Consider the following 14,104-nt stretch of genomic DNA (forward strand, 5'->3'; position numbering starts at 1 on the left):
GACGTACTCGGGCTTTCGCCCGGTGCGGCGGGAGCGCGTGCCGGCCGCCACGAGGCAGACGGGAGTTTGACGACAGGCCCTAGGGCCGTGACCGCACTAGATCAGGCCGATGTCCCCGCGCGGCATGCGCGGGGTCCGGCGCGGCGGGGTGCGGCCCGCCAGCAGGATCAGACGGGCCGCGCGGTGGCGCTGGCCCGCGTACGGGGCGAGGAGCTCCAGCATGACGGCGTCGTCGGCGTCCCGGTCGCCCGTCAGGGCGTAGCCGACGATGCCCGGCAGGTGCAGGTCGCCCGTGGTCACCGCGTCGGGGGCGCCGTTGCTGCGCTGGAGCGTCTCGGCCGAGGTCCACGGGCCGATGCCCGGCACGGCCTCCAGCCTGCGCGCCGCCTCCGGCAGCTCCATCGTGGCGGCCTCCTCCAGCCGGGCGGCCACCCGGGCGGCCCGCACGATGGTCGCGGACCGCTTGGCGTCGACCCCGGCCCTGTGCCAGTCCCAGGACGGGATCAGCGCCCAGGTGCGGGCGTCGGGCATCACGTACATGTCCAGCGGCCCGGGGGCGGGCTCCCCGTGCTGACGCACGAGCCGGCGCCAGGCGCGGTACGCCTCGTCGGCGGTGACCTTCTGCTCCAGCACGGTCGGCACCAGCGACTCCAGGACCAGCCCGGTACGGGTCAGGCGCAGCCCGGGGCGGCGGCGATGGCTGGCGTGCAGGAGCCGGTGGCGGGGCACGAACGCGGCCGGGTCGTCACCGGCGCCGAGCAGTTCGGGCAGTCGCGCGAGGACCCAGTCGGCGCCGGGCCCCCACGCCTCGGCGTCCACCGCCTCCCCGCGGAGGGCCACCCGGAGGGTGGCGGGGCCTTCGGGGGTCCGGGTCGCGCGCCAGACGGAGCCGTCGGGGGTGGTGCGGAAGGTGGGGTCGGCGGGGCCGCGGCGCAGCGGGCCGAGCGTGAGCCCGAGGTCCAGCGGGGCTCCGGGTGCCCAGATCCGGGCCTTGGAGCCGGCTCCGGCCGGCGTGCCGGGGCCCTGCGGGACGGCGGTACGGCCGCCGCGCACGCCGGCGCGCGTCACGGGTTCCCGGGGTGAGGCCACCCCCCGAGCCTATCCCCCGGCCGCGGGTCGACCGGGCCCCGACCGCCCGCCGCCCGGACCCGCCCCGCCTGTCCGAACCCCCGGGGCTCCGCCCCGAACCCCGCGCCTCAAACGCCGGCGGGGCTGAATCGGGGCACCGGACCCGCCGGCGGGAACGAACCGTACGGGCACAACCCCCGGGGCTCCGCCCCGGACCCCACGCCTCAAACGCCGGCGGGGCTGGATCGGCGGCTCCAGCGCCGCCGGGGCTCGTTAAGTCGAACCTGCGGGCACAACCCCCGGGGCTCGGCCCCGGACCCCGCGCCTCAAACGCCGGTGAGGCTGATGGTGCGGCGGGACTCGGTGTGTGGCGAGGCTGAATGTGAGGCGGGGGCCGGAACGGGGCGGTGTGCCGTAGGTCGGGGTCGGGGACGGGGTGGGGTGTCGTCCGGGACTAAAACGTGATTTGTTGGCGCGCGGTACCGCCCGGCGAATCCGGCTCGGACGGGGCGCCATAAATCATGCCCGTCCCGGACGACACCCCACCCCGGCACCGGCCCCGACCCACCCGCAGCCAAGCCCCCACCCGCACCGGCCCCGACCCACCCGCAGCCCCCGAACCGCCCCGCCCCCACCCCCGACCGGCCAGGTCAAGGGCGGCCCTGGAGTTTCGCCGAGGACGTCCGTGTCGGCGGCAGTTCCCCGTACAGCAGCCGGCCCGGGCATTCCGTCGCGAAGCCGTCGCGGTGGCCCGAGATGACGTTCAGCTTGACGCTGCTGCCCTTCTTGTACAGGTTGCCGCCACCCGACTTCAGGGTGGCCTTGGCCCGCGGGTCCACGCCGAACAGGCCCAGCTTCCACGCCGTGAGCTGCGCTACCGCGTTGACGGCGGCCGCAGGCGGGGCCGTCGTCGAGTAGGAGCCGATCACCGCGATGCCCATGCTGTCCGTGTTGAAGCCCATGGTGTGCGCGCCCAGGACGGCCTTGGCGACTCCGCCCGCCCGTCCCTCGTAGACGGTCCCGCACTTGTCGACGGCGAAGTTGTAGCCGACGTCCCGCCAGCCGCTGCTGACCACGTGGTAGCGGTACAGGCTGCGCAGTACCGCCGGGGCGTCCTTGCAGGCGTAGTTGTTGCCGGAGGCGCTGTGGTGGACGAAGGCGGCCTTGACGGTGTTCGTGTAGACGAAGCCCTTCTCGCGCAGGCTCTCGTCGGCGCCCCACCCCTGCCGGGTGACGATGCGCGGGCGCGGCCCGATGTAGGGGGCTGCCTTCCCGACGGTGCCCTCCCCGGCGAGGATCGCGTCGGCGGTGGAGTCGGCCTTGTCGAGGGCGACGATCTCGTGGGCGCCGAGCGGGGCGTGCGGGAGGTTGGCGGAGGAGGATTCCGTCATCTCCATGGTCATGCCGGGCAGGGCGCCCACCTGACCCTTGTCGTCCTCGACGGGACGACCTCCGACCCCGCCGAGCATGCCGTTCTTGCCGTCGATGACCGTGGGCGGCCGGTCCGCCCCGGGATCGACGAGTTCGATGCGCATGCCGGACGGAAGACGGCGGGACGCGGCCCGGGTTCCCGCCCCACCGGCCTTCCCACCGGCCTCCGCGGCCGACTCCGCCTGGACCCGTACCTCGACGCCGTCGGACGGGCCGACCCACAGGGGTGCGGTGCTGCCGCGGACGCGGCCGGAGCCGCGTTCCGCCGCGTCGGGGTCGGCGGCGTGCTCGCTGTTGTGCGTCTCCACGTCCTGCCAGTCGGACCAGGCGGCCGTTTCCACGGAGCGGGTGCGGACCTGGACGGCCCCGTGGAGCTGGGTGGCGGCGTCGTCCCAGACGACGCCGACCAGGGAGAACGTCTTGACCTCGGGTGCGTCCAGGCCCTGTGTTTCGGGCAGGTCCCGCGTTTCGGGCAGGCCGGGCGATGCGCTCATGCCGGGGACGCCGGGGATCCGGCCGGCCGAGGGTCCCAGGGGGACGAGCGGCAGCGACTGGGTGGACCCGGCCGGGGTCTCGGGGGCGACCGTGCCGGACTGGGCGGCCAGGGCCGGAGTGGTGAGGGCGAGCGGCAGGACCAGGGCGGCAGCCGTCGCGACGCCGATCGAGGAAGCAAGGAATCCACGCATGGAAGCGATGCTGAACTCAGTCACCACGAACCGCCATCGGAGAACTGACGATCCGTCCGATGGCGGCGGGAGCCTCCTCCCCTGGACGGCCGAGCCGTTGCCCTCCGTACGGGGGAAGGCCCCGCGTACGCTGGGGCGGGTGAACGCCACTGACCGCACCCCTGCCGACCTGCTGCGATCCGCTCTGGCCGCGGATCCGGGCCGCCCGCTCGTCACCTTCTACGACGACGCCACGGGCGAGCGCGTGGAATTGTCCGTCGCCACCTTCGCCAATTGGGTGGCCAAGACCGCCAATCTGCTCCAGGGCGACCTGGCCGCCGAGCCGGGCGACCGGCTCGCGCTGCTGCTGCCCGCGCACTGGCAGAGCGCCGTGTGGCTGCTCGCCTGCGCCTCGGTCGGAGTGGTCGCCGAGGTCGGCGGTGATCCGGCCGACGCGGACCTCGTGGTGAGCGGTCCCGACACCCTGGAGGAGGCCCGCGCCTGCAAGGGCGAACGGGTCGCGCTCGCGCTGCGCCCGCTGGGCGGCCGCTTCCCGCAGCCGCCCGCCGGGTTCGCGGACTACGCCGTGGAGGTGCCGGGGCAGGGCGACCGGTTCGCGCCGTTCGCCCCCGTGGATGCGGACGGCCCCGGCCTGGTGGTCGGCGGCGAGGAGTTCTCGTACGCGGAGCTCGTGGCGCGGGCCCGCGCGGACGCGGCCGGGCGCGGGGACGGCTCCCGGGTGCTGTCGGGGCTGGGCTACGACACCTGGGAGGGCCTGTCGGCGGGGCTCTTCGGGGCGCTGGCCACCGGCGGGTCCGTGGTGCTGTGCCGGAACCTGGACGCCCTGTCCGAGGCCGGGCTGGCGCAGCGGGTGGAGAGCGAGCGGGTCACGCACACGGTCTGACCGGCGGTCGGGGCGCCCGCCCCGGCCCCTCCCGCGACCCGTGCCGTGCGATTTCACGCGATTTGTCACCCGCACGGCCCTTGACGGCCCCCCGTCCCCGGGCCGGTCCCGTCGCCCGGGGGGAGACTCGGCTCCAGGTCGTGCTCATCCGCACGGCCCGATCATCCACGGCGGCCGAGGGGACGGAACGCGAGTGACGGACCGCGCGGGCATACCTGACGGCGCCGAGCCGGCCGGGGGCTCCCCGAAGCCCCCGGCCGGCCGCAGGCGCCGGATGCTGCGCTGGATCGGCCTCGGTCTGGCCCTCCTCGTGCTCACGGGGACCGCGGTGGGGTGGTGGCTGTACGTCAAGCTCGACGGGAACATAACGGCGGACGCCTCGGCCGCCGCCGAGCTGGAGCGCTACGAGCGCGAGCGCCCGGCCCACCTCGGGACGGGTGCGCAGAACATCCTGCTGATCGGCTCGGACACGCGCGCCGGCAAGGGCAACTCCGGCTACGGCCAGGACCGGGGCACCCAGCGCTCGGACACCACGATCCTGCTGCACCTGCCGAAGGACCGCGGGAGCGCGACGGCGGTGTCGATACCGCGGGACCTGATGACGGACGTCCCGAGCTGCCTGAAGCCCGACGGCTCCCGCACCGGGGAGCGGTTCGTCCAGTTCAACTGGGCCTTCGAGTGGGGCGGGGCCGCCTGCACGATCCGTACGGTGGAGAAGCTCACCGGGATCCGGATCGACCACCACATGGTGGTCGACTTCGGCGGGTTCAAGAGGATGGTCGACGCGGTCGGCGGGGTGGAGGTGTGCCTCAAGGAGCCGGTGGACGACACGGAGGCGCGGCTGCGGCTCACGGCGGGGCGCCACCTGCTCCGGGGCGAGCAGGCCCTCGGCTTCGTCCGGGCCCGGCAGAGCCTGGGCAACGGCAGCGACACCCAACGGATGCAGCGTCAGCAGCAGTTCCTCGGCTCGCTCGTGAAGAAGGTGCAGGGCAACGGGGTCCTGCTGAACCCGGCGCGGCTGTATCCGGTGCTGGACGCGGCGACCTCCTCGGTGACCACCGACCCGGGGCTGGCCTCGCTGCGCGGCCTGTACGAACTCGTGCGGAGCGTGAGGGACATACCGACCGAGGAGGTCAAGTTCCTGACGGTGCCGCGCCGTCCGTACCCGAGCAACCCCAACCGGGACGAACTGGTCGAGCCGGACGCGGACCGGTTGTTCCGGCAACTGCGCGAGGACCGGCCGCTGACGGTCGCCCCGCCCGAGCAGGAATCGGACCGCGAGGACGCTCAGGAGCCGGGGGAACGTACGGACGCGCAGCCGGAGGACGAAAGCGCGGCCGAAGCGGACGGGAAAATCGGAACCGGCGCCACCCCCGGTCCCGTCCCCACTTTCACGGGAACGACCGCAGGTCAGGCCGATTGCCGGTAAAGCAATCCAAAAAGCCGGGATCCGACCGCGCCGCTTGGGGGTTTTGAGCCGTTATAAGGGGAGTGGATTTTGTCCCCGGCATGGTTTGCTGCCGACCTGGCCGGATAAGGTGAGCGATCCGGTGCACCGGCCGTCCAAGAGGCCGTGCACCAGCAGCCGGATCGTTGACCGCGCGCCTGGGGGGAGGCGCGTCGCGAAGCACCGACGGAGGATTCGAGCAACCGTGGATGCGCAAAGCCGTGGGCGGGCGGACGAGATCGACCCCGCAGACCAGTGGGTCCTCAATCCCCGCACTGGCAACTACGAACTGCAACTGGGCCATTCCCCTGCGCAGCCGCCCACCGTCGCGCCGCCGCGCAGATCCCGCCGTAGAACCCCTGCCGCCCCCGAGGCGCCCGCGGCTCCCTCCCCCGCCGTCCCGAAGCCCCGTCGGGGCGAAGGACCGCCCGGCGGACGGCGCGGCGGCGGACGCTCGCGCAAGGCCGGCGGCGCCTCGAACCGGCGTCGCAAGCGCTTGGCGGTCACCGGCGGAACCCTGGCGTTCCTGCTGGTCGGCGGCTCGGTGGGGGCGTACCTGTACTTCGAGCACCTGAACAGCAACCTGAACGTCATCGACACGGGGCGCAAGGCGGGCAGCTTCAAGAAGGACCAGCCGATCAACATCCTGGTCATCGGCACCGACAAGCGCAGCGGCTCGGGCAACCAGGGCTACGGCGACGCGAACAGCGTCGGCCACGCCGACACCACGATCCTTTTCCACGTGTCGAAGGACCGCTCCAACGCCACCGCGCTGTCCATCCCCCGCGACCTGATCACGGACATCCCGACCTGCCCGACGAAGGTGGACGGGTCGGTCAAGGACATCCCCGGCAGCAAGAACACCCGCTTCAACAACAGCCTGGGCCAGGAGGGGCGGGACCCGGGCTGCACGATGCGGACGGTCGAGGAGCTCACCGGTGTCCCCGTCGACAACTTCATGATGGTCGACTTCAACGCCGTGAAGAGCCTGAGCACGGCGGTCGGCGGGGTTCCGGTGTGCGTGGAGAAGGACGTCAAGGACGAGGCCTCCAAGCTCGACCTGAAGGCCGGCGAGCACCGGCTGGAGGGCGAGCAGGCGCTGGCCTTCGTACGGACCCGGCACGCCTTCGGTCTGAAGAGCGACCTGGACCGGATCAAGACCCAGCAGCAGTTCCTGGGTTCGATGATGCGCGAGATGAAGTCCAAGGAAACCCTGACCAGTCCGAAGAAGTTCTTCTCGCTGGCCGAGGCCGCCACCAAGTCGCTGACCGTGGACCAGGGGCTCGGCTCGATCGGCAAGCTCACCGACCTGGCCGGTGAGTTGAAGGACATCGACCTCAAGAACGTCACCTTCACGACGCTGCCGGTGATCGACAACCCGAACGATCCCCCGAACCAGAACCTGACCGTCGTCGTCAACTCCACCCAGGCCGATCCGCTGCTGGAGATGATCCGCGGGGACGTCTCGCTCACCGAGGTGGAGAAGCAGAAGGAGGCCGCCAAGGAGGCGGCCGACACCGAGGCGAAGACCAAGCAGGACGCGCTGCTCCAGGGCAACCGCGCACCCGCCGGGGACGTCCGCGTGGAGGTCTACAACGGCGGCGGGCCCTCGGGATCCGCCTCCACCACCCTGACCTGGCTCCAGCAGAGCAAGGGCGTCTACCGGGCGAGCAACCACGGCAACGCCTCGGTCAAGCTCGGCAGCACCCAGCTGGAGTACGCCCCCAATCAGGCGGACCAGGCCCGGGCGCTGGCGGACATGATGGGGTTGTCCGCGTCCGCGCTGAAGATCGGTACGACGGACGCCGCGCCGAAGGCCCCGATGAAGCTGACGCTCGGCGCCGACTTCAAGGAGCCCGGGGCCCCGCTGAACCCGGCCGCGGCGACTCCGCAGCAGGCGCCCGAGGGGCTCCAGCGGCTGGAGGCCGACAAGGCCGTCTGCGCGAAGTGACCACTCGACCGACCGGTCCGGCGACGGCGCCGGCCCGGCCGACACGGGGCGCGGACCGGGGAACGGCACGTGAACGGCACTCAGTGGCGGCACGCACAGGAAGACCGCCGAAAATAGCGGGCGGTAGCCGGTAGGACCGGCACCACACCGACGATAGTGATCTTGAGGGGGGTACGCGTGAGGCACAGCAGCGTGCGGGGGGAGGGGGCGCCCGACCGGGCCGCCGACGGCATATCCGGCGATGCGGAGGCAGCCGGCACGGTACCCCCGCAGAGACGGGGTTCCGGGGCCGCGGGCGGCGGGGGTCCGGTGCGGCGGCGCAGACGCCGGACCCTGTTCTGGGTGGCGTCCGTCATGGCGTTCCTGGTCCTGGGCACCTCTGCGGCCGGGTACCTCTACTACCGGCACCTCGACGGGAACATCCGCAGCGGCCAGCGCCTGAGCGGCGACAGCAGCGTCGAGAAGTCCCGCGCCAACGCCAAGGGCCAGCGCCCGCTGAACATCCTGCTGCTCGGCTCCGACAGCCGGAACAAGCCGGAGAACCTGGAGCTGGGCGGCAGCCACGACAGCGTCGGGGCGCCTCCGCTCGCGGACGTGCAGATGCTGCTCCACGTGTCGGCCGACCGGGAGAACGCCTCGGTGGTGAGCATCCCGCGCGACACCCGGGTCGAGATACCCGAGTGCACGGACCCGAAGACCGGCGAGAAGTTCAAGAAGACCACCGCGATGATCAACGAGACCCTCGGTCGCGGGGGTCCGGGCTGCACCCTGGCCACGTGGGAGAAGCTGACCAACGTCTACATCGACCACTGGATGACGATCGACTTCAGCGGTGTGGTGCAGATGGCGGACGCGATAGGCGGGGTCCCGGTCTGCGTCAAGGACAACGTCTGGGACCGTGCCCTCGGCACCGACGGCGGCGGCTCCGGCCTCAAGCTCCCCGCCGGAACCACCAAGGTCAAGGGCGAGCAGGCCCTCCAGTGGCTGCGCACCCGCCACGCCTTCAGCAGCGACCTGGGCCGGGCCCAGGCCCAACACATGTACATGAACTCGATGATGCGCGAGCTCAAGGGCCAGAACGCCTTCACCGACGTCGGCCGGATCACGGCCCTGGCCGAGGCGGGCACCAAGGCGCTGGAGGTCTCCGAGGAGATCGGGTCGGTCAAGAAGCTCTTCAACCTGACGATGGAGCTCAAGCACGTCCCGACCAACCGCATCACGATGACGACGATGCCGACCTTCCCCGACCCGCGGGACGTGAACCGGCTCGTGGTGAACACCGCGGACGCCGAGAAGTTGTGGACGATGCTCCGCAAGGACATCGCCTTCGACAAGAACGGCGCCCCGAAGGCCCCCGACGCCTCCCCGAGCGCGCAGCCCTCCGCGGGCTCCCCGCAGCCGGCGGCGAGCCCCACGCAGTCCGGAGCGCCCGTCCAGGAGTCGTCCAAGGCGCCGGTCACCCCCAACGACAAGATCGCCGTCCACGTGGTCAACGGAACCGCGGCCGGGATGCCACTGGCCCCCCAGCGGGCGAGCGCGGTCACGGAGGCCCTGGTCGCGAAGGGCTTCACCTCGGCCCGCGCGGACAGTGCGCTGACCCCGGAGAAGACCACCGTCGTGCGCTACCCGACCGCTGACCTCGCCGACGAGGCGCAGAGCGTCGCGGCCGCGCTGGGGATCCCGGCGAGCGCGGCGCAGCAGTCGGCCCAGGTCTCCCGCATCACCCTGATCGTGGGCGCCGACTGGCGCGAGGGCGCCGCGTACCCGCAGCAGGCGCCGCCCGAGGCGGGTTCGGTACCGGACACGGCCGACGCCCTCAACGGCTCCGACAGCGGGGCCTGCATGGAGGTGTACAAGCCGTACCGCTGGTAGCTCCGGCGGTCGGGCGACGCGAAAGGGGTGACCCCGTCCCGCGAGGGACCGGGTCACCCCTTTCGCGTACCGCTCAGACCTCCGAGGAGTCCCGTCGCACCGACGGGCGGCGGCTGGCGATGACCTTCGCCGCCAGCGAGCGCGGGCTGGTCAGGAAGCCGAAGCCCCAGCACATGTGCATGGTGGCCAGGGCCACCGGGATCTGCGCCCGGGCCTTGAGCGGGAGCCCCTTGCCGGCGGGCACGGAACCGGCGGTGATCGCCGCGAGGTAGCCGGCCGGAACCGCGAAGGCCCACGGGGTGAGCGTCGCGCCCGCCACCAGACCGGCCGCGATGGCGCAGACGGCGGTGGGCGGGGCCAGGTAGCGCAGGTTGATCGAGCCGGAGTGGTAGCGGGCCACCACGTGCCGCCAGCGGCCGTAGTCCTTGTACTGCTTGGCCAACGCCCGTACGGACGGGCGGGGGCGGTACTGGACCTTCAGCTCGGGCGAGAACCAGATGAGACCGCCGGCCTCACGGATGCGGAAGTTCAGCTCCCAGTCCTGGGCGCGGATGAACTCCTCGTTGTAGCCGCCCTGCTGCTCCAGGGCCTCGCGGCGGAACACGCCCAGGTAGACGGTCTCGGCCGGGCCGGCCTGCCCGCCCGTGTGGAAGGCCGCGTTCCCGACGCCGATCTTCGAGGTCATCGCGGCGGCGACGGCTTCCTCCCACGCGTTCTCGCCCTCGGCGTGCATGATGCCGCCGACGTTCTGCGCGCCGGTCTCCTCCAGGAGCCGGACGGCGGTGGCGATGTAGTTCGGGGAGAGCATGCCGTGGCCGTCGACGCGGACGACGATCGGGTGGCGCGAGGCCTTGATCGCGGCGTTCAGGGCGGCGGGCGTACGGCCTGTGGGGTTCGGGACGGTGTGGACACGCGGGTCTTCGCGTACGAGCTCGGCGGCGATCTCGTCGGTGCGGTCCGTGGACGGCCCGAGTGCGATCACCACCTCCATCTCGCCTGCGTACTCCTGTCCGAGGATGTGCCGGACGGAGTCACGCAGATGGCGCTCCTCGTTGAGCACCGGCATGATCACCGAGACTGCGGGCTGCTGCGCGGGCATGTGGTCCTTCAAGGTCGGGTATCGGTGTCACGTTACCGCGTACGGGGGAAACGGGTGCGCGCCGGACAGCCGGTACGGACAGAGGCTGATCGTATGGGCCTACTGTTCTGACGAATCCGAAGAATCAGCCGACCGTTGCCCTGCTGTTCCCCCGCGGAGGTGTCCCTCGTGCCCCAGCCGCACCGTCCCACCCGACCCGCCAGGCCGCCCCAGCCACAGCGTGCGCGGCGGGGCGGCCCGCAGGCCCGGCGCCCGGGCGACAAGCCGCGGTGGGGGGTGCGGATCGCGGCCGGGGTGTCGGTCGTGGTGCTCGGATCCGGGGCCGTCGGGCACGCGGTGATGACCGGCCTGGACACCGGGATCCAGCGGGTGGACCCCTTCAAGGACATGAAGAACCGCCCCCAGGCCGGGCACGGCCTCAACTTCCTCCTCGTCGGCACCGACGGCCGGGACGGGATCACCAAGGAGGAGAAGCGGGAGTACCGGCTCGGTGGCGCGCCCTGCCGCTGCACCGACACGATCATGCTGGTGCACCTGTCCGCCGACAAGGAGCGGGCGAGCGTGATCAGCCTGCCCCGCGACAGCTACGCCGAGGTCCCCGCCCACCACGACCTGGTGACCGGCAAACCCCACAAGGCCCACCCGGTGAAGCTCAACGCCGCATACGCCGAGGGCGGGCCCAACCTGACGGTGCGCACGGTCGAGAACATGACCCGGGTGAAGATCGACCACTACCTGGAGGTCGACTTCACCAGCTTCATGAAGACCGTCGACGCGATGGGCGGCGTCGAGATCTGCACGGCCAAGCCGATGCGCGACACCTACACCGGCCTCGACCTGCTGCCCGGCACGCACCGGCTGACGGGCGGCCAGGCCCTGCAGTACGTGCGCTCGCGCCACATCGACGGGGCCTCCGACCTGGGCCGGATGCAACGCCAGCAACGGTTCGTCGCCGCGCTGATCAAGCAGGCCACCGGGAGCGGGGTGCTGCTGAACCCGGTGAAGTTCAAGGAGGTCAGCTCCACGCTGCTGGGCTCGGTCCGGGCCGACAAGGACTTCGGCTCGGAACAGATGCTGGCCCTGGGTCAGGCCATGCGGGACTTCACCCCCTCGTCGTCCGAGTTCGCCTCGGTCCCGGTCGGTGACGCCTCGTACGCCGTCAAGGGCATCGGGTCGACGGTGAAGTGGGACGCGGCGAAGGCCGCCAAGCTGTTCGAGTCGGTCCGTCAGGACCGCCCGCTGGCCCCCGCCCGCGCCGGGGGGACCCGCCGGCCCGCCGCGGTACCGGTCGACGTGCCGCCGAACCAGATCAAGGTGCGTGTGGAGAACGGGACCCGGATCGACGGGCTCGGCAACCGGGTCGACTCGGCGCTGCGCGCCACCGGCTTCAACACCACCGGGACCCCGGGCAACGGCGCCGGCCGGGACGTGCGGCGCACGGTGATCGCGTACGACCCGAGGTGGGACCGCTCCGCGCGCACGGTCGCGACGGCCCTGCCCGGCAGCGAGCTGCGCGCGGTACCGCGGCAGGGCCGGACGGTGCTGGTGATCGCGGGCACGGACTACAAGAAGGTCGTGCCGGTGCGGGCGGAGGACCCCTACCAGGGCGCGTTCGGGGTGGTCACCGGCGACCAGGTGGTGTGCGGGAGGTGACCCCGCCCGGCCGGGCGGGGCCGGTCAGTCGTCGAGGCCCTCTGCGGACCGCCGCTCGCGCAGCTCGGTGATCGCCCGGCGGCGGGCGAGCCGGTGCGTGCGGCGGATCTGGGCCTCCTGGTTGCGGCGCTCGTCCTGCTCGGTCTCCGGGAGCACCGGCGGAACCTGGCGGGGCTTGCCCTCGGCGTCCACCGCCGTGAACACGAGGTAGGCGCTGCCGACCTGGGTGGCGGGGGTGGACTCGTTCCACCGCTCGGCCAGGACCCGTACGCCGATCTCCATGGAGGAGCGGCCGGTCCAGTTGCACTGGGCCCGTACGTGGACCAGGTCGCCGACCCGGACCGGGGCCAGGAAGGCCATCTCGTCCATGGAGGCGGTGACGGCGGGACCGCCGGAATGCCGGCCGGCCACGGCGCCCGCCGCGTCGTCCACCAGCTTCATGATCACACCGCCGTGGACGGTGCCGAGGAGGTTGGTGTCGCTCGCGGTCATGATGTGGCTGAGGGTCGTACGGGAGGCCGAGACGGGCTTGCCCTGCGGTTCGGCCGGTATGTCTGTCATACAGCCACCTTAAATCGGTACCGGAGGCATCAGGTGTGCAACAGCACCGGTACGAACCCCCCACCGGGGTGTCGTCCGACACGCCCGGGCAGGCATTCTTGTCCGCATGAGTGACTGGGACGGGTGGAGCGGCGAGCGCGACGGGCGCGGCCGCCGCGATGACGGGTACGGACACGGCAGCGGGCAGGCCCAGCCGGAGGGCGCGCAGCGGATGCGTCACGTCCAGCGGCAGCCGCAGCCTCCGCAGCGCCCGGCCGGCCCGCCGGTCCCCCCGCAGTCGTCGCCCCCGGCGGGCCCGCCCGCGTACGGCGTCCCGCCGCAGCAGACACGCGGTCCCGGCTATGACAGCGGCTACAACACCGGCCAGGTCTACGGTGCGCCGTCGGGCCCCGGCGGCCCGGGGCAGCGGCCACCGGCCGGCGCCGGCGCCGGGGGACCCGGCCCGGCCCGGGGAGCCGTCGACTGGCGCAGGCGCATCAAGGTCGGCTCGATCGTCGTGGCCTCCGTGCTCGTGGTGACCACCATCGGCACCTACTTCTGGGCCGACTCCAAGGTGCGCCGCGAGGTCGACCTCGCCAAGGTGATCGAGCGCCCGAAGGAGGGCGACTGCACGACCTACCTGATCGTGGGCTCCGACAGCCGCGAGGGCATGTCCGCCGAGGAGAAGAAGAAGCTCCACACCGGCTCCGCCGAGGGCAAGCGCACGGACTCCATGATGATCCTGGCGAAGTGCTCCAGCGGGAACACCATGATCTCGCTGCCGCGCGACTCGGACGTGGAGATCCCCTCCTTCGTCGGGTCCCAGTCCGGCAAGAAGTTCCCCTCGCAGGGCCGCCGGGTCAAGCTGAACGCCGCTTACGCGGAGGACGGCCCGGAGCTGCTCGTGCGGACGGTGGAGTTCAACACGGGGCTGCGCATCGACCACTACGCCGAGATCGGCTTCGCCGGCTTCGCGAACATCGTGGACGCGCTCGGCGGGGTCGAGCTGGACATCGAGAAGGCGTTCAAGGACGAGAAGTCGGGCGCCGACTTCAAGGCGGGCCGCCAGACCCTCAACGGCGAGCAGTCGCTGGCCTTCGTACGGACCCGCTACGCCTTCGCGGAGTCGGACCTCCAACGCACCAAGAACCAGCAGAAGTTCCTGGCGGCGCTCGCGAGCCAGGCGGCCACGCCGAGCACCGTCCTCAACCCCTTCTCGCTCTACCCGGTGATGGGGTCGGGCCTGGACACCCTGATCGTGGACAAGGACATGGGCCTGTGGGACATGGGCCAGATGTTCTTCGCGATGAAGGGCGTCAACAGCGGTGACGGCGTGTCGATGAACATGCCGATCTCCGGCCAGCGGGGCGGCAACCTCGTCTGGGACAAGGCGAAGGTGCAGCAGCTCGTCAAGGAGATCCAGAACGACGAGAAGGTCACCGTCCGGAGCCAGTGAACGGCCCGGGGGCCGGAC

Annotated in this window: 10 protein-coding genes; 6 read left to right on the plus strand and 4 right to left on the minus strand. The window is 72.2% G+C overall.

What is annotated here, in order from left to right; translation table 11 throughout:
* Window positions 1-96 precede the first annotated feature (96 nt).
* Both NOD94_RS15015 and NOD94_RS15020 read right to left on the minus strand, forming a co-directional pair.
* A complete protein-coding gene (locus tag NOD94_RS15015) occupies window positions 97-1,089 on the minus strand; it encodes a DNA-3-methyladenine glycosylase 2 family protein (protein WP_281206408.1) in 993 nt (330 codons plus the stop codon).
* 629 nt (window positions 1,090-1,718) lie between these two features.
* Window positions 1,719-3,185: a peptidoglycan recognition protein gene (locus NOD94_RS15020; protein ID WP_281206409.1), complete on the minus strand. Its 1,467-nt coding sequence runs from the start codon at window positions 3,183-3,185 to the stop codon at window positions 1,719-1,721.
* A gap of 139 nt (window positions 3,186-3,324) precedes the next feature.
* On the opposite strand from NOD94_RS15020, the gene NOD94_RS15025 reads away from it, so the two are divergent.
* The 4 genes from NOD94_RS15025 (at window position 3,325) to NOD94_RS15040 (ending at window position 9,338) form a co-directional block, all read left to right on the plus strand.
* The gene (locus NOD94_RS15025) at window positions 3,325-4,068 is read left to right on the plus strand and encodes a TIGR03089 family protein (RefSeq protein WP_281206410.1); all 744 of its coding nucleotides are present in this window, start codon (window positions 3,325-3,327) and stop codon (window positions 4,066-4,068) included.
* Window positions 4,069-4,261: 193 nt separating this feature from the next.
* Window positions 4,262-5,497: an LCP family protein gene (locus NOD94_RS15030; RefSeq protein ID WP_281206411.1), complete on the plus strand. Its 1,236-nt coding sequence runs from the start codon at window positions 4,262-4,264 to the stop codon at window positions 5,495-5,497.
* Between the two features lie 223 nt (window positions 5,498-5,720).
* Window positions 5,721-7,466, plus strand: a complete 1,746-nt coding sequence (locus NOD94_RS15035) for an LCP family protein (RefSeq protein ID WP_281206412.1) — start codon at window positions 5,721-5,723, stop codon at window positions 7,464-7,466.
* Between the two features lie 342 nt (window positions 7,467-7,808).
* Window positions 7,809-9,338 (plus strand): LCP family protein, encoded by a 1,530-nt coding sequence (locus NOD94_RS15040; RefSeq protein WP_319197955.1) that lies wholly within the window; start codon window positions 7,809-7,811, stop codon window positions 9,336-9,338.
* Window positions 9,339-9,411: 73 nt separating this feature from the next.
* On the opposite strand, the gene NOD94_RS15045 is transcribed toward NOD94_RS15040, so the two are convergent.
* Window positions 9,412-10,437, minus strand: coding sequence for a glycosyltransferase family 2 protein (locus NOD94_RS15045; protein ID WP_281206413.1), 1,026 nt, complete (start codon window positions 10,435-10,437; stop codon window positions 9,412-9,414).
* A 168-nt stretch (window positions 10,438-10,605) separates the two neighbouring features.
* On the opposite strand from NOD94_RS15045, the gene NOD94_RS15050 reads away from it, so the two are divergent.
* Window positions 10,606-12,090, plus strand: coding sequence for an LCP family protein (locus NOD94_RS15050; RefSeq protein WP_281206414.1), 1,485 nt, complete (start codon window positions 10,606-10,608; stop codon window positions 12,088-12,090).
* A gap of 24 nt (window positions 12,091-12,114) precedes the next feature.
* On the opposite strand, the gene NOD94_RS15055 is transcribed toward NOD94_RS15050, so the two are convergent.
* Window positions 12,115-12,651: an acyl-CoA thioesterase gene (locus NOD94_RS15055; protein WP_281206415.1), complete on the minus strand. Its 537-nt coding sequence runs from the start codon at window positions 12,649-12,651 to the stop codon at window positions 12,115-12,117.
* Window positions 12,652-12,757: 106 nt separating this feature from the next.
* Here NOD94_RS15055 and NOD94_RS15060 point away from each other — a divergent pair, with 106 nt between their 5' ends.
* Window positions 12,758-14,086, plus strand: coding sequence for an LCP family protein (locus NOD94_RS15060; protein ID WP_281206416.1), 1,329 nt, complete (start codon window positions 12,758-12,760; stop codon window positions 14,084-14,086).
* Window positions 14,087-14,104 lie beyond the last annotated feature (18 nt).

The sequence above is a fragment of the Streptomyces sp. Isolate_45 genome, from assembly GCF_024721315.2.
Classification (GTDB): Bacteria; Actinomycetota; Actinomycetes; order Streptomycetales; family Streptomycetaceae; genus Streptomyces.